The sequence below is a fragment of the Aurantibacter crassamenti genome (assembly GCF_016811105.1).
Taxonomy (GTDB): Bacteria; Bacteroidota; Bacteroidia; order Flavobacteriales; family Flavobacteriaceae; genus Aurantibacter_A; species Aurantibacter_A crassamenti.
Genome location: NZ_JAFBGM010000001.1, coordinates 685,696 through 708,596, shown reverse-complemented (window position 1 = coordinate 708,596; position 22,901 = coordinate 685,696). Strand labels below are relative to the sequence as shown.

Sequence of the window (22,901 nt, the reverse complement as noted above, 5' to 3'; positions counted from 1 at the left end):
CAGCAATACCACATAAATATAAGGGATTTGAGATTGTTTAGAAAAGATATGCGAACAAGACCTTTATAAAAATGTGTTAATTATAAAGTTTCAATTATTCTTTATGAAACTCTTGAGTCAATAGAAATTCCCCTTTAAGCATTTGAATTACATTGACAAGAGATCTAACATTGTGATAATTAGCTTTCCAAATTTGAGCTTTAGCTAATCGATTTGCTTCTGGATCTGTATCAAGCCCCTCAGCATACCAACCTTTGTTCTCTTGATCAATCATATATTTTTTAATATACTCCCATTGTTTTTCAAACAAAGTATAATAGTTGGGGTCTTCAGAATGTAATTTAGACATTAGTAAAAGTGAATTGAGTGCTTCAGCTTCTGTCCACCATACTTTATCTCGTTTCTCTATTGTACATATTTCAGGATTATAATAATATCCGCCATCATAAAAACCACCTTTCTCATTATCCCAGCCATTGCGAATAGCATGGTCTACCATTTGTTTTGCTTTTTGTTCTGTGCGTGTATCATTTTTTCTTCCAAGTATGTGTGACGCTTCTAACATTAAAAATGCGGTTTCAACATCATGACCGAAAGACACATGATCCAAACCAAAATTTTCTTTTCTATAGGTTTCTGAAGAATCCTTAAGTGAAACTGGTGTCCAATCTTGTTGCAAATGCAAGGTTAAATACCCTTTTTTCGTGGTAATGGTATCACGAATTAATAGTAGCATTTCTTCTAAACGTTGCCGAACTAATTCATCTGGCCATACTTCATAAAGAGCGGTTAAACATTCTAAAATATGAATTGAAGAGTTTTGATCTTTCCAATCTTTTCGAATATAATTATCATACCCTTTGTTTTCAGAAATATTTAGCATCCAAGAACCGTCTTGTTGTAGTACGTCAAAATATCCTTTATAAATAGAATCATGAGCATGTTCTTCTAGCCAATTAAAAGTTCTTTTGGCTAATTCTAATGCACTATTGTCTTTTGAAATTTTGTAATATGTGGCTAAACCATAAATAGCAAATGCATTACCATATGCACTTTTATTTTTTGAAAGCACTTGTAAGCTTTTTTCTTCTACCCCAATTAATGTGTGAAAACCGCCATATACGGTATCCCACATTTGATCTCGTAAAAACTTATAACCATGCGTAGCGATTTTTTGATAGCTGGTGTCTTTATAGTATTGTGCTAAAATTGAAGTTGTCCAAATGTGTCTTGCTTGGCTAACCAGCATTTTGTGTTGCGGGCCTTTTTTATCCCATTTATAATCAAAATCAGACCAGAATCCTCCGTTAATGGTGTCTATAGTTTTTGGGTACCAGACATCAGTTAAGTTTTGTAGTTCATTTTCTATTTGAGGTAATAGAAGTTCTTTAGTGCTGTCCGTTTTTTGAATTTCTTTTTCCTTACAAGAAGCCAACAGAATTGAACTAACAAAAATTGAGAAAACTAATAATCTTAAAAGTTTGAATGTCTTAATCATTTTGGCTAAAGCTTGGTTAAGCTTAAAGCTAGTAATAATATTTGGAAAGACTTTATCTAAAGAATATTAGTACGGCGCCAATAGCAGTCAAAATAAGAATCATTTTTCGATAAAAGTTTTCTTTAATGATTTTGACCAATTGTATACCTACAAATAGGCCTACGAAAATCGCTGGAATTAACTTTAAATCAAGCATAAAGCTTTCTTTAGTAATGGTACCCCAAGCCCAAATGTGAAAAGGTAATTTAAATACATTGATTATAAAAAAGAGCCAAGCGGCTGTACCAATGAATTCATTTTTAGGTAAACGCATGGCCAAGAAAAATATATTAGCAAATGCACCTGCTAAATTACCTATCATTGTAGTAATACCCGCCATAATGCCCATGAAACCTGCGAATGCCCAATGCGTTGGAACTTGTTTAGATTTTTTTGCATCCCATGAATACATAATTATAACACTGGCCAAAATGATGATTGCCATGCCTATTTTAAATGTATTTTCATCTAAATCTTGACCAATAAATACGCCCAAGAGCACACCAAGTATCATCCATGGTAGAAAGCGAACAATGTATTTCCACTGGGTGTGTCTATTGTAGTAAATTACTGCAAAAATATCGCCTACAATAAGTAGTGGCACAATAATTCCGGTAGATTCTTTTGCACCAAAGGCCAAGGCCATTAAAGTGACAGTAATAATTGCGATGCCTTTTATGCCTGATTTTGAAATTCCTACAACTAAAGCAGCCGTAAATGCTAGAACCCAAGTTGTTGTAGAAACTTCTGACATCATTAACAAATACACGAGTTAAGGTTTGATTAGAGAGGCCCAAAAGTATGCTAAAAAGTAATATCTTTAGCGAATAGCCAAAACCGAATATATGGAATTAAGTACACTCGACTACAGTTTTATTATTATCTTCTTTTCTCTGGTCTTAGGAATCGGAATTTATGTATCAAAAAAATCTGGTAAAGATTCAAATGAATTTTTTCTTTCAGGTAGAACAATGCCTTGGTGGTTATTAGGTTTATCAATGGTCGCAACTACTTTTTCTACCGATACACCAAACTTAGTTACAGATTTTGTGCGTGATAAAGGTGTATCAGGAAACTGGGGTTGGTGGTGTTTTTTATTGACCGGTATGTTGACCGTTTTTGTTTATGCAAAACTTTGGCGAAAATCAAATGTAAAAACTGATTTAGAATTTTATGAAATTCGATATGGTGGTAAGCCAGCTAGTTTCTTAAGAAAATTTAGAGCTGTTTATTTAGGAGTAGTATTTAACGTAATTACAATGTCAGCAGTTACTTTGGCTGCTATTAAAATTGGTGGTATTATGCTTGGTCTTGAAGATTGGCAAACCGTAATTGGTGCAGGTCTGATTACTGTAGTTTTTAGTGCGTTAGGCGGTTTTAAAGGTGTTGTTTATACTGATTTCTTGTTATTCTTTGTGGCAATGGCTGGTGCTATTGGTGCAGCTTATTATTTAGTGAACATACCAGAAGTAGGTGGTATTGAAGCAATGTTGGCTAATGATTTAGTTGCTTCTAAGATGAATATATTACCTGATTTTAGTGATACTAAAATGGTAATTACTTTGCTTGTAATTCCATTGGCAGTACAATGGTGGAGTTCTTGGTATCCTGGTGGTGAGCCAGGTGGCGGTGGTTATATTGCACAACGTATGTTAGCAGCAAAAAATGAGAATCATGCTATAGCGGCTACTTTCTTTTTTAATATCATGCATTATGCTTTACGTCCATGGCCATGGATTTTGGTGGCTTTAGCTTCTTTGGTAGTGTATCCAGATATTGCAAGTATATCAGAAGCTTTTCCGAATGTATCAGCAGATAAATTGGGTCATGATTTAGCGTATTCAGCAATGTTGACTAAATTACCTAGTGGTTTATTGGGCTTAGTTTTAGCTTCATTAGTAGCAGCATACATGAGTACCATATCAACACAATTGAATTGGGGTTCTTCTTATATCGTTTTTGATTTTTATAAACAACAGGTAAATCCTAATGCTACTGAAAAACAGCTGGTTGCGGTTGGTAGATTATCTACAGTAGTATTAATGGTCTTAAGTGCTTTTTTAGCTTTGGCCATGCAGAATGCACAACAGATTTTCGAATTACTATTGCTTTTCGGTTCTGGAACCGGACTAATATTTATTCTACGCTGGTTTTGGTGGCGTATTAATGCATGGACAGAGATTTCTGCCATGTTTGCATCAGGAATTTTAGCTATTCTTTTAAAAGCAACTTCATTAGGCGCATTTTTATTTGCAGCCGAAACGGGAATATTCCCTGATTGGGGTGAAATTCCATTTGTAATGATAGTAACAACTACTATATGGTTGATTGCTACTTTCACAACGAAACCTGAATCTAGTGATGTATTGCGTTCATTCTATCAAAAAATACAACCTGGCGGCCCAGGATGGAAAAAAGTAGTAGATGAAGCAAAAGAAGATAGTGTTGAAATAGATACAGGTGAAAAATGGAGTGTGCCTTCTGGTATTACCGCTATGTTATTAGGTGTTATTCTAGTTTATTCAATGATGTTTGCTACAGGATATTGGATTTATGGTAGAACAACCTCTGCAATAGTTTTGACAGCTGTAGCCTTAGTTTCAGGTATTTTATTAATGTTTACTTGGAATAAAATGAAAGAACACATTCTTTAATTATGGGAAGTTTAAGTAATAGAATACAAGCGGTTGATATTTTTAGAGGTATGACCATCGTCTTAATGATTTTGGTTAATACTCCAGGTACTTGGACAGCGGTTTACTCACCTTTCAGACATGCCCAATGGCACGGTTATACACCTACAGATTTGGTGTTTCCTTTCTTTTTATTCATAGTAGGTACTTCAATAGTTTTTGCTTACAAAAACAGAACTATTAATTCTAACACCTATAAAAAAATCACAATTCGTGCTCTTAAATTAATAGGATTAGGACTTTTTCTTGGAGCATTTTTAATCAGTTATCCATTTTTTAAAGACTATGCAGATATTCGTTTTCCAGGGGTACTGCAGCGTATAGGCGTTGTGTTCTTTTTTGCTTCCATTTTGTTTATCAATTTTAATTGGAAAACCTTAATAGGAATTTGTGCTGTCTTGTTATTTGGCTATTGGTTATTAATGGTTCAAATTCCAGTAAATGGTATTGAATCAACACTTGAGCGAGCCCCTAATAATTTGGCGAATTGGTTAGATGTAAAGGTTTTCGGTAGTCATAGTTATAAAGTTGATTATGACCCAGAGGGATTATTAAGTACTATTCCATCTATTTGTAGTGCATTATTAGGAATTTTTACGGGCTTGTTGCTTACCTCAAAACAAGAGAAAAAGGCCACTCTGCTTATGGGAATTGGGGGAGCGTTTTTAATTTTAGGTCACCTTTGGGATATTGTTTTCCCAATAAATAAAGCACTTTGGACAAGTAGCTTTGTTTTAGTAACCGCTGGCTGGGCAAATTTAATTTTGGCTTTAATATATTATTTAACTGATGTTAAAGGAATTAAATTTGGCAGTATTTTCAGCTATGCAGGTGCTAATGCAATTACACTTTATTTCTTGTCAAGCTTTATAAGTAAAATCTTAGGTCAAATAAAAGTAACAGAAGATACCTCGCTTCACGGATGGCTTTTTGATACTATTTATGTTCACGATTTTATTTCGCTTGAATTGTCTTCGCTATTATACGGACTAACGGTTGTTGCCTTTTATTGCGCATTGGCTTATGTGCTTTATCAAAAGAAGATATTTATAAAGGTGTAAGTTGGGTATTTAATATACTAAGAAGTAACCGTCAATAAACACTACAGTGCTAAATGTTTTGTGTCGGTTTAACAATATTAGCTATGATTTAGCTAGCATCAGTTTTGATACATATTTACCAATTACATCAAATTCTAAATTGATAACAGTACCCACAACATAGGTGTGAAAGCATGTGTTATCATACGTATATGGTATAATAGCTACGCTAAACGTATTTGTGCCAGAATCTACAACGGTAAGGCTTACACCATCTATAGTTATTGAGCCTTTTTCAATGGTCACATTATTTAAAGCTGCGTCATATTCAAATGAAAAATGCCAACTACCGTCTTTTTCTTCAATTTTGGTGAGAATACCTGTTTGATCAACATGGCCTTGTACAATATGACCATCTAAACGTGCTCCTAATATCATGGCGCGTTCCAAATTTATTTTCTGACCAACTTCAAGGTTTTTTAAACTTGTTTTCGCTAAGGTTTCTTCAATTGCAGTAACGGTATAGCTGTATTCATTCAAAGAAACAACAGTTAAACAAACGCCATTATGTGCAACGCTTTGATCTATTTTTAATTCTGATGTAAGTGCAGATTTAATAGTGATATGAAGATTACCACTTTCATTTTTAAGTTCTTTTACTTCACCTAAAGTTTCAATAATTCCAGTAAACACGTGTCGTTTTAATTAAGTAGTTTTGTGGTGTAAATTTAGTTATTAATATAATGCACGAAGGCAAAAACATCAAGTTAGGTATAAGTATAGGTGACCTCAATGGTATTGGTTGTGAGGTTATTCTAAAAACATTCGCTGATTCACGAATGCTTGAATTTTGTACACCGATAATTTTCGCCTCTAATAAGACTGTTTCATTTCAAAAGAATAAACTTGATATTCAAATTAACTTTAACGGTATACCAGATGCTACAAAGGCACTTGATGGCAAAGTTAATGTTGTTAATGTTTGGAAAGATATTCCTAAAATAGAATTTGGTCAAGCAACTCAAGATGCTGGTAAATACGCAATTTTATCATTGAAAGCAGCTGTTGAAGCTCTTAAAAATGATGAGATAGATGTTTTGGTCACAGCACCTATCAATAAAAATAATATACAAACAGAAGATTTTAACTTTCCAGGGCATACTGATTTTTTAGCACAAGAATTAGAAGGAGAAAGTTTAATGTTCATGGTAACCGAAGATTTAAAAATAGGTCTTTTAACGGATCATGTTGCTGTTAAAGATGCCCCGGCCGCAATAAATCCAATTTTAATTCGAACTAAAGTTAGAACCATTGAGAAATCTCTTCAAATGGATTTTGGGGTTCGAAGACCAAAAATAGCGTTGTTAGGTATTAACCCGCATAGTGGAGATAATGGAGTGATTGGTAAAGAAGATGATGAAATTCTTAAGCCAGTAATAAAAGAAATGTCAGATGCAGGTCACTTAGTGTATGGGCCGTATGCCGCTGATAGTTTTTTTGGAACTGATAATTATAAAAATTTTGATGCTATTCTAGCCGCTTATCATGATCAAGGGTTAATTCCGTTTAAAACACTCTCATTTGGGCAAGGTGTTAACTTTACGGCTGGTTTGTCAAAAGTTCGTACGTCGCCTGATCACGGTACAGCCTATGAAATTGCTGGTAAAAATCAAGCGGATTTTAGTTCTTTTAAAGAGGCTGTTTTTACTGCTATCAGCATTTTTAAAAACAGAGAAGAATATAAAGAACTTACCAGTAATCAATTGCAAAAGCAAAAGGTTAGACGATAAACCAATATTTTCAATTTATTTACTAAAGCTTTGGTTGGCAATTTGTAAAAATATAGTATCTTTGCACCCGCCTGAACGGAAGCGTGTTATCATCCGTAGGGTGTATTCTTAATATTGTGTAACCATGATGAAGCAAAAGGAGTTTAACATTCCTTTCTCTGGATTGAAACAGGGAAAACACAATTTTGAATTTAAAATTGATAACAAGTTCTTTGAATCTTTTGGATATGACGAGTTCAATGCAGCTGATATTCAGTTGCAAGTGCTATTAAATAAGACTTCTACTATATTAGAGTTTACATTTGATGGCCATGGAAGCGTAAATGTAGACTGTGATATTACCAGTGAGCCTTATGATCAACAAATAGATTCTCAAATGGATCTGGTGGTTAAGTTTGGTGTAACATACAATGATGACGATGATGAAATATTAATTATTCCACATGGTTCACATCAAGTTAATATAGCACAGTACGTTTATGAAATGTTAGTTTTAGCGGTGCCGCAGAAAAGAGTACATCCGGGTATTGCAGATGGTACTTTAAAGTCTGAAGTGCTTGATAAGCTAGAAGAGCTACAACCAAAAGAGGTAAGAGAAAATAAAGAAGAAAATGATCCCAGGTGGGACAAACTAAAGAATTTATTAACTGACAAATAGTCGACAATGGCACATCCTAAGAGAAAAATATCGAAAACCCGTAGGGATAAAAGAAGAACACATTATAAGGCTGTAGCACCAACTTTAGCTAAAGATTCTACCACTGGTGAGATGCATTTATTTCATAGAGCGCATTGGCATGAAGGTAAATTATACTACAAAGGTCAAGTCTTAATTGACAAGACTGAACAAGCCGAAGCTTAATAACAATATTTTTATTTTTCGAAATAAAGTAAATATATAAGAACCCTATTCAACTAGAAATGAATAGGGTTCTTGTGTTTTTATACTCCAAAATAATATCGATTTCTGAGCTTTTTTTTAAAAAGCATTGATTTTACTCAAAATAATGGCGATAATTGAGTATTTTTCACGAATTTCGAGTCGTTTTTGATACAAAAGCATTTTTAGCATGAACAAACTTACGGCAGCCATCACGGCTGTAGGATCACATGTTCCCAATTTTGTTATGACCAATAAAATGTTGGAAGACATTGTTGAGACAAATGATGAATGGATTACCAGTAGAACGGGAATTAAAGAAAGAAGAATTTTAAAACCTGAAGAAGGTGAAGGAACTTCTTTTTTGGCTATTAAAGCCGCTCAAGATTTGTTGGATAAAAGAAATTTAGATCCAAGTGAAATTGACCTAGTTATTGTTGCTACTGCTACACCAGATAGTATGGTTGCTTCTACTGCAGCTTTTGTAGCTTCTGAAATTGGCGCAACAAACGCATTTGCATACGATCTTTTAGCTGCGTGTTCTAGTTTTTTATTCGGAATGTCAACAGCATCAGGGTATATAGCATCAGGTAAGTACAAAAAAGTGTTATTAATTGGGGCTGATAAAATGTCTTCAATTATAGATTATACCGATAGAACTACCTGTATAATTTTTGGTGATGGTGCAGGCGCAGTGCTTTTTGAACCAAATACAGAAGGTTTAGGACTGCAAGATGAGTATCTTAGGGCAGACGGTGGCGGAAGAGCATATTTAGGTATGGAAGGCGGTGGTTCTATTATGCCAGCAACAATTGAATCTGTTAAAGCTAGAAAACACTATATTTTTCAGGAAGGTAGAACGGTTTTCAAGTTCGCTGTTTCTAATATGGCTGATGTTGCTGAGAAAATAATGGTTCGTAATAATTTAAGCCATGAAGATGTATCTTGGTTGGTACCGCATCAAGCGAATAAACGTATTATTGATGCGACAGCAAAGAGAATGGGACTTGATGAAAGCAAAGTGCTTATGAATATTGAGCGCTACGGTAATACTACATCAGCAACTTTACCTTTATTGTTGGCTGATTTTGAAAACAAACTTAAAAAAGGAGACAATCTAGTTTTTGCCGCCTTTGGTGGTGGGTTCACTTGGGGTTCTATATTTTTAAAATGGGCCTACAACTAATTTTAATAAAACTCAAATTCAATGGATATTAAAGAAATTCAAAGCCTAATTAAATTTGTCGCTAAATCTGGCGCCAGTGAAGTGAAGCTAGAGACAGATGACATTAAAATTACCATTAGAACTGGTGACGGAATGTCAAGGGGTGAAACCACGGTAGTACAACAAATTCCGATGGCACCTGCACAACAAGTTGTAGGTACGCCTATGCAAGTAGACACACCTCAAGTAGCTGTGCCAGCGGTTGAAAATGTAAGTGAAGATTCTAAATATGTGACAATTAAGTCACCTATTATTGGAACTTTTTACAGAAAACCAGCCCCAGATAAACCGACTTTTGTAGAAGTTGGTGATACAATTGGCCAAGGTGATGTACTTTGTGTTATTGAAGCGATGAAATTATTCAATGATATTGAATCTGAAATTTCTGGAAAAATAGTGAAGATTTTAGTAGAAGACTCTTCACCTGTTGAATTTGACCAGCCATTATTTTTAGTAGATCCGTCTTAAATAAATTTTAAGTATTGAATGTAAATGCCTAAAAATATTTTGAGGTATTTCCACTTTAGTTAAAGCTTAGAACTTAAAATTTAAAACTTCTGAAGATGTTCAAAAAAATATTAATAGCAAATAGAGGAGAAATTGCACTTCGCGTTATTAGAACCTGTAAAGAAATGGGTATTAAGACGGTTGCGGTATACTCTAAAGCTGATGAAGAAAGCTTACATGTTCGTTTTGCTGATGAAGCTGTTTGTATAGGCCCTGCAGCTAGTAGTGAATCTTATTTAAAGATTCCGAATATTATTGCAGCTGCTGAAATTACGAATGCTGATGCTATTCATCCGGGTTACGGATTTTTATCTGAGAATTCTAAATTCTCAAAAATATGCGCTGAACATGAAATAAAGTTTATTGGTGCTTCTGGTGAGCATATCGATAAAATGGGCGATAAAGCTTCAGCAAAGTCAACCATGAAAGCAGCTGGTGTACCATGTGTGCCAGGATCTGACGGACTTTTAAAAGACGTTAAAGATGCCATTAAGACTGCCAAGAAAATGGGTTATCCCGTGATGATTAAGGCGACTGCAGGTGGTGGTGGAAAAGGTATGCGTGCTGTATACAAAGAAGAAGATATGGAAGATCTTTTTGATAGCGCTGTGCAAGAGGCTACTGCAGCCTTTGGTAATGGTGGTATGTATATGGAAAAATTGATTGAAGAACCACGCCATATTGAAATTCAAATTGTAGGAGACCAATACGGTAAGGCTTGCCATTTATCTGAGCGTGATTGTTCTATTCAACGTAGACACCAAAAACTGACTGAAGAGACTCCCTCACCTTTTATGACTGATAAATTGCGTGATGCAATGGGTATGGCGGCTGTAAAAGCAGCGGAATATATAAAATATGAGGGTGCAGGAACCATTGAGTTTTTGGTTGATAAACACCGGAACTTCTATTTTATGGAGATGAACACGCGTATTCAAGTTGAGCATCCTATAACGGAGCAGGTTATAGATTATGACTTAATTCGAGAACAAATTCTTGTTGCAGGTGGAGTTCCTATTTCAGGAAAAAACTATACACCAAAGCTTCATTCAATTGAGTGTAGAATTAATGCTGAAGATCCTTATAATAATTTTAGACCATCGCCAGGAAGAATAACCACTTTACATACCCCAGGAGGCCACGGAGTTCGAATGGATACACATGTATATAGCGGATATAATATTCCTCCGTATTATGATTCTATGATTGCAAAGTTGATAACTACAGCGCAAACTCGTGAAGAGGCAATTAATAAAATGAAAAGAGCATTAGATGAATTCGTTATTGAAGGAGTTAAAACTACTATTCCTTTTCACCGTCAACTAATGGATAATCCGGATTATTTAGCGGGTAATTATACCACCGCATTTATGGATACTTTTGTAATGAATCCAGAACCAGTAGAAGATTAAATTAATACTCCGATTTTTAAAGTCGGAGTTTTTTTATTCCATTAGCGAACACCCTAAATTCTTTACGCTCTATGTGTTATTAACACATTTGTATGTAAGATGAATCTTCTTAATATTATTTTAGGTTGTAATTTCTGTTTTAACACCAATTTTTTATGGCAGCTCAATTGTCAATGAATTAAGTGAAATATGTGTCCGAATTAGAAATTGTTAGTTGCTTTTATCGAAATAACAGCATTTTTTCTTTGTCTATTTAGTATTCTTCTTATATTGGCTGTCCCCACAATTTTAAGGGTTTTTGTTAACCCTTCCCTTAATCTATTTGAATTTAAGCATGTTGCTACGGCAATGTTGTGCTTGGTGATTTATCTTTTCTGAGAAAAAAGATAGGTTACTGTATTTATTGACAGCTTTAAAGTGTTTTAGAACCGCACTTTTAAGTAAATACTATATGAAAATGAATAAAACGATAGAACCTTTAAGGCTTTGTGTTGTACTATTATTTGTACTATTATTAAGTAGTTGTAGTGTTACAAAACCATCTTCTGATGCTATGTATGCTGAAGCATGGCAGAAAGTACTAAAATCTCAGGCGTGGAAAGATGCGCTAATAACAGAAACATCTGAACCTGAAATTGAAAGCCAAGAATTTTATGCAAGTAATGATGACGAAATGATTATTGATGATTCTTATCTAAAGAAATCAGAAGTAGTACCCCGTTTTGATATTAAATATGATAAGTTAGTTAGAACGGCATATGTTCGAATAATAGCGCAAGCTGAAGAAGCTGATGCGCAAATTGAAAAAGAATATATACTTCGTAATGCGGTAGCTCTTGATGCGGATAAAAAGAAAAGTCAAGACTTTAATCAAAAATTAAAGCAGGTAAATCAGCGCTACCATTCGCATCGAAAAATGCTTGAGGGACTCAAATCATGGAATATATTTAGTAGATATGGTACTGATGATTTAGAGTTTTTCAAAGATGAAAACCAAGTTGAGGTACAAGGTATGTTGCAACAAGGAAAAGGTGAAGCCGCAGTGATAAACTTTTTGATTTATAAACTCGCTGATTTATACCATTTCTAGGCCAATTCTATACATTGCTGTTCACTACTTATGAATCAAAAAGAAGCCTACCTAAATTTCTGTCAAACCTTTGTAGAAGATAGACTGACTAGAATTCATACTAATATAGCAAACATTCAAGAGTCATTAACCTCTGAGACAAAAAGTAGTGCGGGAGATAAGCACGAAACGGGTAGAGCGATGCTTCAATTAGAGCGAGAAAAATTAGGTCAACAGTTGGCGGAAGCTGAAAAAATGCAGCTAACGCTAACCAAAGTATTTATCACTAAATCTTTTGAAACGGTTCAGTTAGGCAGCTGGGTTAAAACTTCTAAAGCGAATTATTTTTTGGCTATTTCTGCAGGTGAGTATACAGATGTAACAACATCGGTTTATTGTATTTCAATTCAAACACCTATTGCTAAACTTTTACTGGGAAAATCTTTAGATGATACCGTAACTTTCAATGGAAGCAACATTAAAATTTTAGAAATACTTTAATTATTTTTGAATTATACAGAGTGGTAAGCTCGTAGTATTGATGACCTCTTTCATTACAAAGTAACTTTCCATTTGACTAATGTTTTTAATTGTTGCCAATTTTTTGAAATTAAATTCATGGTAATGGTCAATATCCTTGGTGCAAACCTTTAATTGAAAATCGAAAGATCCAGTTACATGTAGGCATTCAACAACTTCAGGAAACTTTTTTATTTCATTCATGAATGACAGTGCTCCTTCTTCAGAATGTTTTTCAATTTTAACGCAAACCAATACCATAACGTTAAAACCGAGCTTTTTTCTATTTAATATATAGACCTTCTTTTTTAATAATGAAAAAGCTGTCAGCTTTTTAATACGTTCATATACAGGGGTTAACGTTAGATTGGTAGCTAATGCTATTTGCTTGTTATTAATGTTGGCATCTTTCTGTAATAGGTCTAGTATTTTTAAGTCTTTTCTATCAAGTTTCATATTTAGCATGAATTGTCTAAAAATTGCTATTGTATATTCTTAAAACAGAATGTAATTACTGCTTGTGGTAAAATATAGTACATAATTTACTTAATATTAATATATATGGTGTTTTAAATCTAAATATTTTTACTTTCAGGTATTATTATACTTTATGAGTTCTTGTTAATAGTAATAATTTGACCGTAGTATGAACCAGCCAAACCAACCTAAATTAAAGAAAGTTCTAAGTCCATTAATGTTGTGGGGTTTAGGTGTTGGTTACGTTATTTCAGGTATGTATTTTGGTTGGAATTTAGGCCTAGCCGAAGGCGGTACATACGGACTTGCAATTGCCACTTTTTTCATCATCATAATGTATGTTACATTCACTTTCAGTTATACTGAAATGGCATGTGCTATACCTAAAGCTGGTGGGGCTTTTGAATATGCAAATAGAGGTCTCGGTAAGCACTTAGGTTTTTTAGCAGGTATCACGCAAAATATTGAATTTGTTTTCGCGCCTCCTGCCATTGCTGCTGCAATAGGTGCCTATTTAAATCTATTGTATCCGTCAATAGATTTAATGGTTTTCGCAATTGGTGCGTATTTAATTTTCACGACAATAAATATTCTAGGTGTAAAACTAGCTGCTACATTTGAATTGGTTGTTACGGTTTTAGCTGTTATAGAATTATTGATATTTTCTGGTGTCACATTACCTGAATTTGAATGGGCAAATATTCAATCTAATCCGTTGCCGAATGGTTATGGCGGCATTTTTGCGGCTATACCTTTTGCAATTTGGTTTTTCTTAGCCATTGAAGGGGTTGCAAATGTGGCCGAAGAAGCGATAAACCCACAACGAAGTATTTTAATAGGTTTTGGTTCTGCAATACTAACCTTGGTAATATTATGTGTACTTACTTTTGCTTCTGCAGTTGGTGTTGCTGGTTGGGAAGCAGTTGTATATCCGGCCGGAAGTACAATAGCCTCAGATTCACCACTTCCGCTAGCTATTTCATACGTGGTATCTAGTGATCATATTCTCTTTAAGTTATTAGTTGGTATTGGCCTTTTAGGCTTGGTAGCATCTTTTCACGGAATTATTCTAGCCGGCGGAAGAGCAACTTTTGAATTTGGTAGAGTGGGGTATGCACCTAAATTATTAGGAGCAATACACACCAAGTTTAGAACTCCTGCAAATTCACTAATTGTAAATATGCTTGTTGGTATTGTAGCTTTATTTACCGGAAAAACTGGCGAGATAATTACCATTGCTTGTTTTGGAGCGCTGGGTCTTTATATTGTTTCAATGTTTTCGTTTTTCGCACTCCGTAAAAATGAACCACAGCTTGAACGTCCTTTTAAAGTGCCATTATTTCCTTTGTTTCCGGCAACAGCACTTGTAATTGCTATTGTGGCTTTTGTTTCAATGACATATTACAATTTTAATATTGCGTTAATTTTCATAGGTATCATTGGTGTATCATACCTGTATTTCTTACTTTTTCTCAATCATAAAATGAAATAAAAGTATACCATGGACAAAAATGAAATTATTTTAAAGTTACAAGAGAGCGGCCATGATAAGGTAAAGTTGGCTATTACTGATATTGATGGGGTGCTTCGAGGTAAATACATGCACAAAGACAAATTTATTGCTGCCTTAAAAGATGGATTTGGATTTTGTTCTGTTGTCTTCGGATGGGATATGAATGACCTTTCTTATGAGAATGCAAAAGTTACAGGTTGGCATACTGGCTACGGAGATGAAAATGCGTATATCGATTTAAACACTTTTAGAACAATTCCTTGGGAAAGAAATACTCCGCTTTTTTTAGCAGATTTCTCAAATGGAAAAAAAAGCTTTTCTGCCTGTCCACGTAGTTTGCTGAAAAAAGTAATTGCAGAAGGTCAAAGCATGGGTTTTTCTGCAATGTATTCTCAAGAATTTGAATGGTTCAACTATAAAGAAACTTCTAACTCAGTAAACGAAAAGAATTTTAAAAATCTGGAACCACTTACTTCAGGTATGTTTGGTTATTCAATGTTGAAGTTGTCTGAAAACAGTGATTTTTTTCAAGACCTTTTTGATTTGCTGGGTGAATTTAACGTGCCCTTAGAGGGTCTACACACTGAAACGGGACCAGGTGTTACTGAAGCGGCAATTCAATATAGCGGTATTTTAGAAGCTGCTGACCGAGCAGTTCTGTTTAAAACCGCTGCAAAAGAAATTGGCCATAAACATGGTATTATTCCTAGTTTTATGGCAAAACCAAGTAGTAAGCTTCCGGGGTGTAGTGGTCATGTGCATCAAAGCCTTTGGGACATAGAAAACAAGAACAATCTTTTTTTTGACAAAGATCAAAAAGATGGAATGAGTTCAGTAATGCGAAGTTTTCTAGCTGGTCAATTACGATGTTTGCCAGAAATACTGCCAATGCTAGCGCCAACAATAAATAGCTACAAGCGCTTAGTTGAAGGGGCATGGGCTCCAACTACAATTACTTGGGGTCATGACAATAGAACTACAGCATTAAGACCTTTAGTGGGCTCAGCTAAATCTACAAGAATCGAACATCGAGTGGTTGGTTCTGACACCAATTCATATCTCGCTATGGCCGCTTGTTTGGCTAGTGGTTTATATGGAATTAAACATAATTTGAAATTAGATATTGAACCAACCGTAGGCAACGGATATCTTGATGCTAAAAACGGAAAGCTGCCTTCAAACTTGTTAGAAGCAGCTACAAAAATGAAAAACTCAACTATTGCCAAAGAGATATTTGGTGAAGCGTTTGTTGATCATTTTACTTACACCCGTGAATGGGAATGGAAACAGTTTGCAGCTACAGTAACAGATTGGGAAACCAAACGATATTTTGAAATTATATAAGTACTAACAAACGGAACATTGCAAGTAGATATTAAAATATAAATTGATATAAATTGAATCAGACTTACACATATAATTTTCCAACACCAATTCGATTTGGAAGTGGTGTTATTAATGAGTTGGCAGATTATCTAAAAAGCCACAATTTAAAAAGGCCTTTGTTTGTCACGGATGGTATTATTGCTGAGCTTTCTTTTTTCAAGAAAATAAAGAAAGATGTTGAGCAAACGGGTTTACATGTTGAGGTGTTTACTGACATGCATAAAAATCCATTAAAATCGGATGTACTTAAAGGAGGAGACGCTTATCATGATGCACAATGTGATTGTATTGTTGGTATCGGTGGTGGGGTAGCATTAGATGTTGCTAGGGCCATTGTACTGCGTGTGAATCATAAGCGAGATCTTTTTGATTATGATGATTTAATTGGTGGTGACAAATATGTAACTGAAGATGTGCCTCATTTTATTACTGTGCCAACAACTTCTGGTACGGGTAGTGAAGTTGGTAGAAGTGCAATTATTTCTGAAGATGATTCCAAGAAGAAAAGAATACTTTTCAGTCCAAAGTTATTAGCAAAAATAGTATTTGCAGACCCTATGTTGACGATGGAGCTTCCTGCTTTTGTCACAGCTGCTACAGGTATGGATGCTTTAACGCATAATATGGAAGCATATGTAGCAAAAGGGTTTCACCCAATGTGTGATGGTATTGCCCTTGAAGGAATTTCTTTGATTTCGCAATCTTTAGAAATAGCAACCCATAAACCTGATATAGAATCTAGATCAAAAATGCTTTTAGCATCGCTAATGGGAGCTGTGGCATTTCAAAAAGGTCTGGGTGTCGTGCATAGTTTGGCGCATCCACTTTCTAGTATGTTTGATACGCATCATGGACTTGCTAATGCAATCAATTTACCATACGGAATGGATTTTAATTACGAAGGTTTTGAAGACCGATTTGATAAAATGGCGTTGGCTTTAGGCCTAGGATCTGATAATGGAAACAAAGTTGTGTCGCATCTTTTTGAGTTGAATGAGAAGTTAGGTCTCCCGACAAAACTTTCTGCTATTGGTGTTAAAGAAGAACATATAGATGCGCTTTCGGTTTTAGCTAAGGCTGATTTTTGTCATCCTAATAATCCTAAACCAGTTCAATTAGAAGATTTTAAAAAGTTGTATAAAGCTGCATTATAATTCTATCAAATGATAAAAATTGGCATCTCATCATGTTTTATGTATCCTGATAAAGACCGAGCTGTGTTTGGTTTGAAGTCATTGAGTTACATAGAAAATGATATGGCTCGTTATGTTACGCAAGAAGGTATTCTTCCTGTTTTGATTCCTGATGTAGATGACCCTTATTTGACGGCTATTTTATCCGAAGTAAGTGGAATAGTTTTGCAAGGTGGTAGTGATTTAGCGCCTGAAACTTACGGTGAAAAACCTATTGGTAGATGGAAAGGTGATGCGCACAGAGATCAATATGAACTAAAAATTCTTGATTTTGCAATTAAAAACTCATTGCCAGTTTTAGGAATTTGTCGTGGTTTTCAATTAATGAATGCCTATTTCGGGGGAACACTATTTCAAGATATTAATACACAATTACCTGAAGCAAATGACCATAGGTCTGCTGAATTATATGATGCTATAAAACATCCATTAAAAATTGTTCAAAATTCTTTCTTTGATAAAATTTATAGTGATGTTGAGAATCCGCAAGTGAATACTGTGCATCATCAAGCTATTAAAGATTTAGGGAGTAATCTTGAAGTTTACGCGCATAGTGATGATGGTTTTATTGAAGCTTTCGGATATACTAAAGAACCAGAGGGTAAGGTGATGGGTGTGCAGTGGCATCCTGAATTTTCAGATACGCAAAAAGGAGAACTCGTTGATCATAAGGTCTTGTATGATGCTTTTTTGAAGCATATAAAATAAAAATATAGGTCGATTATTAATTTAATTGACAACAAAAATAAACTCATATTCTGCAATGAAAATTAAGAACCCGGCAACAGATACTATAATAGCCGAACTGAAAGAAGATAATATTTCAGAGGTTAATACCACCTTAGAAATACTTCGCAAAGGACAAAAAAAATGGGCTTTATTACAGGTAAAAGAACGATTAAACTGTATCATAAAATTTGGTGATTTAATTCAACAAAATAAAGAAGAATTAGCTGCAATAATGACGAGTGAAACGGGGAAACCTTTACAGCAATCGTTGAACGAAATTACTGGCGCGCAAAATAGAGTAGACCACTTAAAAGCTAATGCTGAAAAATGGTTAGCTGATGAAATCTTAGTAGATGCTGGCGCAACACATGAGAAGATTGTGTACGAACCACTTGGGGTTATTGCTAATATTTCTGCATGGAATTTTCCGTATAATGTAGGTTACAATGTTTTTCTATATGCCTTGGTTGCTGGAAATTCTGTTTTATACAAGCCATCAGAGTATGCAAGCTTAACTGGGAAACAGTTTGAAAAATATCTGTATCAAGCAGGTATACCTCAAGATGTTTTTATTTGTGCAATTGGCGATGGGTCATTAGGGCAACAGCTTCTTGAATCAGATTTTGATGGATATTTCTTCACAGGTTCACATGCAACAGGACAAAAAATAGCAAAAACTGTTGCTCCGAAATTGGTGCCACTTCAATTGGAATTAGGCGGTAAAGACCCGCTCTTTGTTACTGATGATGTGCCAGATGTACAACTTGCTGCTGCTAATGCTGCCGAAGGGGCCTTTTATAATAATGGGCAAAGTTGTTGTGCCGTAGAACGAATCTATGTTTCTGAAATCATTTATGATGCGTTTGTAGAAGCTTTTGTTAAAGAGGTAAATTCTTATGTGCAAGGTGATCCTACAAACTTAAATACTTTTCTAGGGCCATTAACACGAGAACCTCAAATTGCAATATTAGAACATCAAATTAGCGATGCACTAGAAAAGGGTGCTGTTTTAAAAGCGGGCGGACAAGCTATTGATGTTGCTGGTTATTATTTTCAGCCAACAGTTTTGGTTGATTGTAACCATGACATGAAAGTGATGCATGAAGAATCTTTTGGCCCAATTATCGGAATTCAAAAAGTCAAAACGGATGAAGAAGCTATAGCATTAATGCAAGACACTAAATATGGTTTAACAGCGGCCATTTTTACTTCAAATGAAGAAAGAGCAATGTCAGTATTACAACAAATGAATACGGGCACGGTATACTGGAATTGTTGCGACAGGGTAAGTCCGAATGTGCCATGGTCAGGTAGAAAAAATTCTGGCCTCGGAACTACATTGTCATCACAAGGTATTCGAGCTTTTGTACAACCTAAATCATATCATATGCGAGCATAATTTTATTTAATCACAACGACCAAACTAACTTTAAATGAAAACTAATAAGCAAAAACAAGTACACTTTTTAAGTGACTTGCAGAAGAAGTATTGCCGTTCTCCAACCTGCCAAGATGTTTGAGAATTTGATTTGATAGACGTACTTGTCTAATCAAATATTTCCCCCAAAAGAAAACTACCAATCAGCTATGCTGCCATATTAAATGGTAGTTGGTCTGAAACATAATCTCTTTAATAGTTTGTTGGTCTTTTGTTAACGTTAACAAAACTCTAAAGAAACTTTTTCAGAGCAATTTTGCCGCTTGAACAAACAATCAAAACCACAACTAATGAAAATGAACAAAACACTGTTAACGTTAGTTCTTATAATGTTTATAGGAACAATAGCGAATGCCCAGAGAATTTTTTCTGGCCAAGTTTTAGATGAAAGCAACGTGCCCTTGCCTGGTGCATCTGTTGTAATTAAAGGAAGTTCAACAGGCGTTGCCGCTGATTTTGATGGCAATTTTAAAATTGAACTTGATGACTCTGATGAGGTACTTGTTGTATCTTATATAGGGTATGTTTCTAAAGAAATAAACGTAGTAGGCAAAACTTCTGCTACGGTTGCTTTACAAACAGACTCTAATGAATTAGAAGAAGTTGTAGTTACTGCCTTAGGTATTACTCGTGCTGAAAAAAAACTGGGATATGCTACGCAACAAATGGATGTTGAAACCATTGAAGATGTAAAAGCGCCAAATGTAGCTAGTTTGTTTACAGGTCAAGTAGCCGGACTCTCAGTTACCAACCCAACAGGACTTTTTCAAGAACCATCTTTTTCTTTACGTGGTAAAAGTCCGTTAATTGTTATTGACGGTATTCCGGTTGATACTAATTTCTTTGATTTGTCCTCAAACGATATAGGTAATGTTAACGTACTAAAAGGTACCACAGCCTCAGCTTTATATGGATCAAGAGGTAGAAACGGAGCAATTTTAATAACCACTAAAAATGCAAAAAAAGACGGTTTAGAAGTTTCTATTTCACATAATATGATGGTTACTACTGGGTTTACTGTTTTTCCTGAAACCCAAACTGAATACGGAAATGGGTCAAATGGTAAATATGAATTCTGGGATGGCCAAGATGGTGGTATTTCAGACGGTGATATGATTTGGGGTCCAAAATTTGGTACAGGCCAATTGGTGGCACAGTGGAATAGTCCAATTTTAGACAACGTCAGTGGCGAGTCAATTCCATGGTGGGGAGATGTATCTGGTACTCAATATGATGATAAATCGCGCTATTCAAGAGTTCCTACTCCTTGGGAATACCACGATAATTTAGGTGATTTTATGGAAACTGGATATATTTCAAATTCTAATTTTTCAATCGCTCAAAGAGGAGAAAAAGGTTCATTTAGACTTTCAGGAACTTATGCTTATCAAAAAGATAGAGTGCCAAATGCAAGTTTAAAAACAGGTGCATTAAACTTTAAAGCGACAACACTGCTATCAGATCGTTTAACATTAGATAGTAAATTAGCCTATAACAAAGTGTACTCACCTAATTATCCAAGACACGGTTATGGCCCTAAAAACCACATGTATACTATTCTTATTTGGATGGGTGATGATGTAAATGGGCAAGATCTTAAAGAACATTTGTATGTTCCTGGTCAAGATGGTTACAGACAAGCAAACTGGAACTATGCATGGTATAATAATCCATATTTTGCATCAGAAGAGTTGAACCAAAAATATGATGCTAATGTTATTAATGCCCAGTTAAAGTTAAACTACAAGATAACAGAAGACTTTAATTTACAGGCTAGAGGGTCTGCAGTGGTAAAAGATATATTTGAAGATCGTCAAAGTCCGAAGACGTACTTAAATTATGGTGATCCACGAGAGGGTGATTATAAAACTTGGAATACAGGTTCTCTAAATGTAGATTACGATCTTCTGGCAACCTATAAAAAAGAGTTTAGTGAAAACTTTGGTTTTGATATAAATGCTGGTGCATCTGCTTATTACACCAATTATCAAAGTGAATATAATGCCACAGATGGATTGATTGCACCATTTGTTTACAGTTTGAACAATACAAGTGGCAATATTAAGGGTACAACATACTACAATGAAAAAGCTATAAATAGTGTGTATGCAACCATGGGCTTAGATTTTTATAACGCTTTATTTTTAAATTTTTCGGCACGTAATGACTGGTCTTCTACTTTGCCAGAAGAAAATCGCTCTTATTTTTACCCATCTGTATCAGCAAGTTTAGTAGTTTCTAATATTGTTGAAATGCCTGAAAGTATTGACTATTTAAAAGTGTTTGGTTCATGGGCAGAAGTGTCAAGTGACCTTTCGCCATATGAATTATCTTCATACTATAGCAATGGTGGTTTCTTTGGTTCTAACCCAAGATTGTATTACCCAAATGGATTGGTAAACCCTTTAATTGAACCTCAAAAATCAACTTCTTTTGAAATAGGAACTAGTGCATCTTTCTTAAAAGGAAAGTTTAGACTTGATTTTACATATTATAATACTATAGATACCAATCAAATAATAGACTTGCCGGTTTCTGTTGCATCAGGGTTTAGTGAAAGAAAAGTAAATGGAAATGAATATACCACTAATGGGTTAGAAGCTGCCTTTAACTTTTCACCAATAAGAAATGATAATTTTAAATGGAATGTAAATCTTAACTGGACAAAATGGGTTAAAAAGCTTACTGGTATTTATGATAATCAAGATCAATATAATAATATCAAGCTTAATGAACGATATGATAGCTACTACGCAACAGTTTGGCAAAAAGCACCAGACGGACGGTTAATTCTTAATGATAGTGGTTTGCCAATTCGAGATAATTTTCAACAAAACCTTGGACATTTTGAGCCAGATTGGCAACTAGGATTCTTAAACAATTTTAAATATAAAAATTGGGGATTAGATGTTGGTATTGATGGTGTATGGGGCGGTATTTTTAATTCAACAACTGTCGAAAAAATGTGGTGGGGTGGTAAACATCCAAACTCTACTACTTATAGAGATGAAGAATACGCAGCTGGTGTCCCCGTTTACACGCCTGCAGGTGTTAATGTTGTAAGTGGAGAGTTAACGCAAGATACCAACGGAAATGTGGTTTCTGATACACGAACTTTTCAAGCAAATACTACAAAGGTAAATTGGCAAACATGGAGTCAAAATTACCCTTATAGAGCTAGAGTTACCGAAGATGAAAGTGAGCAGTTTGCCAATGTGTTTGAACGTACATTCTTCAAACTTAGAAGTGTATCATTAAAATATGATTTTACAGATATTCTTAAAGTAAAAGGTCTTACGCATTTAGATGTTTCGGTAAACGGTTATAATCTTTTTATCTGGAAAAAGGCTCCAATTGTAGATCCAGATTTTGGAACAGGAAGAGCCGAAGGAAATGGTGTTCCTGAAACACAATTTGGTAACGAAAATAATCTACAAGATCCATCATCCAGATTTCTTGGTATGGGTATCAATATGAAATTTTAATATTAAGA

Annotated in this window: 20 protein-coding genes; 16 read left to right on the top strand and 4 right to left on the bottom strand. The window is 34.8% G+C overall.

What is annotated here, in order from left to right; genetic code table 11:
* Nucleotides 1–94 precede the first annotated feature (94 nt).
* Both JQC67_RS03020 and JQC67_RS03015 read right to left on the bottom strand, forming a co-directional pair.
* Nucleotides 95–1,498 carry an AGE family epimerase/isomerase gene (locus tag JQC67_RS03020; protein ID WP_203251384.1) on the bottom strand — a complete coding sequence of 468 codons (1,404 nt, stop codon included), beginning with the start codon at nt 1,496–1,498 and terminating at the stop codon, nt 95–97.
* A gap of 52 nt (nt 1,499–1,550) precedes the next feature.
* A complete protein-coding gene (locus tag JQC67_RS03015) occupies nt 1,551–2,294 on the bottom strand; it encodes a sulfite exporter TauE/SafE family protein (RefSeq protein WP_203251383.1) in 744 nt (247 codons plus the stop codon).
* 88 nt (nt 2,295–2,382) lie between these two features.
* Between JQC67_RS03015 and JQC67_RS03010 the strand changes: the two genes are divergently transcribed.
* Entirely contained in the window at nt 2,383–4,191 is a 1,809-nt protein-coding gene (locus JQC67_RS03010; RefSeq protein ID WP_203251382.1) for a sodium:solute symporter family protein, read from the top strand.
* A gap of 2 nt (nt 4,192–4,193) precedes the next feature.
* Complete coding sequence (locus JQC67_RS03005; RefSeq protein WP_203251381.1) at nt 4,194–5,291, top strand: acyltransferase family protein; 1,098 nt, start codon at nt 4,194–4,196, stop codon at nt 5,289–5,291.
* An 81-nt stretch (nt 5,292–5,372) separates the two neighbouring features.
* Here JQC67_RS03005 and JQC67_RS03000 read toward each other — a convergent pair whose 3' ends face one another.
* Nucleotides 5,373–5,963, bottom strand: a complete 591-nt coding sequence (locus JQC67_RS03000; protein ID WP_203251380.1) for a riboflavin synthase — start codon at nt 5,961–5,963, stop codon at nt 5,373–5,375.
* A gap of 50 nt (nt 5,964–6,013) precedes the next feature.
* Between JQC67_RS03000 and pdxA the strand changes: the two genes are divergently transcribed.
* From pdxA to JQC67_RS02960, 8 genes are all read left to right on the top strand, one after another.
* Nucleotides 6,014–7,060 (top strand): 4-hydroxythreonine-4-phosphate dehydrogenase PdxA, encoded by a 1,047-nt coding sequence (pdxA, locus tag JQC67_RS02995; protein WP_203251379.1) that lies wholly within the window; start codon nt 6,014–6,016, stop codon nt 7,058–7,060.
* 124 nt (nt 7,061–7,184) lie between these two features.
* Complete coding sequence (locus JQC67_RS02990; RefSeq protein ID WP_203251378.1) at nt 7,185–7,718, top strand: YceD family protein; 534 nt, start codon at nt 7,185–7,187, stop codon at nt 7,716–7,718.
* Between the two features lie 6 nt (nt 7,719–7,724).
* Nucleotides 7,725–7,922 (top strand): 50S ribosomal protein L32, encoded by a 198-nt coding sequence (rpmF, locus tag JQC67_RS02985; RefSeq protein ID WP_203251377.1) that lies wholly within the window; start codon nt 7,725–7,727, stop codon nt 7,920–7,922.
* A gap of 208 nt (nt 7,923–8,130) precedes the next feature.
* Nucleotides 8,131–9,126, top strand: coding sequence for a beta-ketoacyl-ACP synthase III (locus JQC67_RS02980; protein WP_203251376.1), 996 nt, complete (start codon nt 8,131–8,133; stop codon nt 9,124–9,126).
* A gap of 21 nt (nt 9,127–9,147) precedes the next feature.
* Nucleotides 9,148–9,633 (top strand): acetyl-CoA carboxylase biotin carboxyl carrier protein, encoded by a 486-nt coding sequence (gene accB, locus JQC67_RS02975; RefSeq protein WP_203251375.1) that lies wholly within the window; start codon nt 9,148–9,150, stop codon nt 9,631–9,633.
* Nucleotides 9,634–9,728: 95 nt separating this feature from the next.
* Entirely contained in the window at nt 9,729–11,084 is a 1,356-nt protein-coding gene (accC, locus tag JQC67_RS02970; protein WP_203251374.1) for an acetyl-CoA carboxylase biotin carboxylase subunit, read from the top strand.
* Nucleotides 11,085–11,541: 457 nt separating this feature from the next.
* Nucleotides 11,542–12,174, top strand: a complete 633-nt coding sequence (locus JQC67_RS02965) for a hypothetical protein (RefSeq protein ID WP_238934451.1) — start codon at nt 11,542–11,544, stop codon at nt 12,172–12,174.
* A 30-nt stretch (nt 12,175–12,204) separates the two neighbouring features.
* Nucleotides 12,205–12,654, top strand: coding sequence for a GreA/GreB family elongation factor (locus JQC67_RS02960; protein WP_203251372.1), 450 nt, complete (start codon nt 12,205–12,207; stop codon nt 12,652–12,654).
* On the opposite strand, the gene JQC67_RS02955 is transcribed toward JQC67_RS02960, so the two are convergent.
* Complete coding sequence (locus JQC67_RS02955) at nt 12,655–13,128, bottom strand: Lrp/AsnC family transcriptional regulator (RefSeq protein WP_203251371.1); 474 nt, start codon at nt 13,126–13,128, stop codon at nt 12,655–12,657.
* 190 nt (nt 13,129–13,318) lie between these two features.
* On the opposite strand from JQC67_RS02955, the gene eat reads away from it, so the two are divergent.
* The 6 genes from eat to JQC67_RS02925 all read left to right on the top strand — a co-directional run bounded on the left by eat (nt 13,319) and on the right by JQC67_RS02925 (nt 22,893).
* Entirely contained in the window at nt 13,319–14,641 is a 1,323-nt protein-coding gene (gene eat / locus JQC67_RS02950) for an ethanolamine permease (protein WP_203251370.1), read from the top strand.
* A gap of 9 nt (nt 14,642–14,650) precedes the next feature.
* On the top strand, nt 14,651–16,006 hold the full coding sequence (locus JQC67_RS02945) for a glutamine synthetase family protein (RefSeq protein ID WP_203251369.1): 1,356 nt from the start codon (nt 14,651–14,653) through the stop codon (nt 16,004–16,006).
* Between the two features lie 53 nt (nt 16,007–16,059).
* Nucleotides 16,060–17,202, top strand: coding sequence for an iron-containing alcohol dehydrogenase (locus JQC67_RS02940; protein WP_203251368.1), 1,143 nt, complete (start codon nt 16,060–16,062; stop codon nt 17,200–17,202).
* 9 nt (nt 17,203–17,211) lie between these two features.
* Nucleotides 17,212–17,949, top strand: a complete 738-nt coding sequence (locus tag JQC67_RS02935) for a gamma-glutamyl-gamma-aminobutyrate hydrolase family protein (RefSeq protein WP_203251367.1) — start codon at nt 17,212–17,214, stop codon at nt 17,947–17,949.
* Between the two features lie 55 nt (nt 17,950–18,004).
* On the top strand, nt 18,005–19,369 hold the full coding sequence (locus JQC67_RS02930; protein ID WP_203251366.1) for an aldehyde dehydrogenase family protein: 1,365 nt from the start codon (nt 18,005–18,007) through the stop codon (nt 19,367–19,369).
* A 329-nt stretch (nt 19,370–19,698) separates the two neighbouring features.
* Complete coding sequence (locus tag JQC67_RS02925) at nt 19,699–22,893, top strand: SusC/RagA family TonB-linked outer membrane protein (RefSeq protein ID WP_203251365.1); 3,195 nt, start codon at nt 19,699–19,701, stop codon at nt 22,891–22,893.
* Nucleotides 22,894–22,901: the final 8 nt, after the last annotated feature.

Excerpts from the sequence above, each read along its gene's own strand:
- accB (WP_203251375.1), top strand. The coding sequence starts at position 9,148 with ATGGATATTAAAGAAATTCAAAGCCTAATTAAATTTGTCGCTAAATCT.
- JQC67_RS02930 (WP_203251366.1), top strand. The coding sequence starts at position 18,005 with ATGAAAATTAAGAACCCGGCAACAGATACTATAATAGCCGAACTGAAA.
- JQC67_RS02925 (WP_203251365.1), top strand. The coding sequence starts at position 19,699 with ATGAAAATGAACAAAACACTGTTAACGTTAGTTCTTATAATGTTTATA.
- JQC67_RS02935 (WP_203251367.1), top strand. The coding sequence starts at position 17,212 with ATGATAAAAATTGGCATCTCATCATGTTTTATGTATCCTGATAAAGAC.
- JQC67_RS02955 (WP_203251371.1), bottom strand. The coding sequence starts at position 13,128 with ATGAAACTTGATAGAAAAGACTTAAAAATACTAGACCTATTACAGAAA.
- JQC67_RS03015 (WP_203251383.1), bottom strand. The coding sequence starts at position 2,294 with ATGATGTCAGAAGTTTCTACAACAACTTGGGTTCTAGCATTTACGGCT.
- accC (WP_203251374.1), top strand. The coding sequence starts at position 9,729 with ATGTTCAAAAAAATATTAATAGCAAATAGAGGAGAAATTGCACTTCGC.
- JQC67_RS02965 (WP_238934451.1), top strand. The coding sequence starts at position 11,542 with ATGAATAAAACGATAGAACCTTTAAGGCTTTGTGTTGTACTATTATTT.
- pdxA (WP_203251379.1), top strand. The coding sequence starts at position 6,014 with ATGCACGAAGGCAAAAACATCAAGTTAGGTATAAGTATAGGTGACCTC.
- JQC67_RS03010 (WP_203251382.1), top strand. The coding sequence starts at position 2,383 with ATGGAATTAAGTACACTCGACTACAGTTTTATTATTATCTTCTTTTCT.
- eat (WP_203251370.1), top strand. The coding sequence starts at position 13,319 with ATGAACCAGCCAAACCAACCTAAATTAAAGAAAGTTCTAAGTCCATTA.
- JQC67_RS02990 (WP_203251378.1), top strand. The coding sequence starts at position 7,185 with ATGATGAAGCAAAAGGAGTTTAACATTCCTTTCTCTGGATTGAAACAG.
- JQC67_RS03005 (WP_203251381.1), top strand. The coding sequence starts at position 4,194 with ATGGGAAGTTTAAGTAATAGAATACAAGCGGTTGATATTTTTAGAGGT.
- JQC67_RS02945 (WP_203251369.1), top strand. The coding sequence starts at position 14,651 with ATGGACAAAAATGAAATTATTTTAAAGTTACAAGAGAGCGGCCATGAT.
- JQC67_RS02980 (WP_203251376.1), top strand. The coding sequence starts at position 8,131 with ATGAACAAACTTACGGCAGCCATCACGGCTGTAGGATCACATGTTCCC.
- JQC67_RS02960 (WP_203251372.1), top strand. The coding sequence starts at position 12,205 with ATGAATCAAAAAGAAGCCTACCTAAATTTCTGTCAAACCTTTGTAGAA.
- rpmF (WP_203251377.1), top strand. The coding sequence starts at position 7,725 with ATGGCACATCCTAAGAGAAAAATATCGAAAACCCGTAGGGATAAAAGA.
- JQC67_RS03020 (WP_203251384.1), bottom strand. The coding sequence starts at position 1,498 with ATGATTAAGACATTCAAACTTTTAAGATTATTAGTTTTCTCAATTTTT.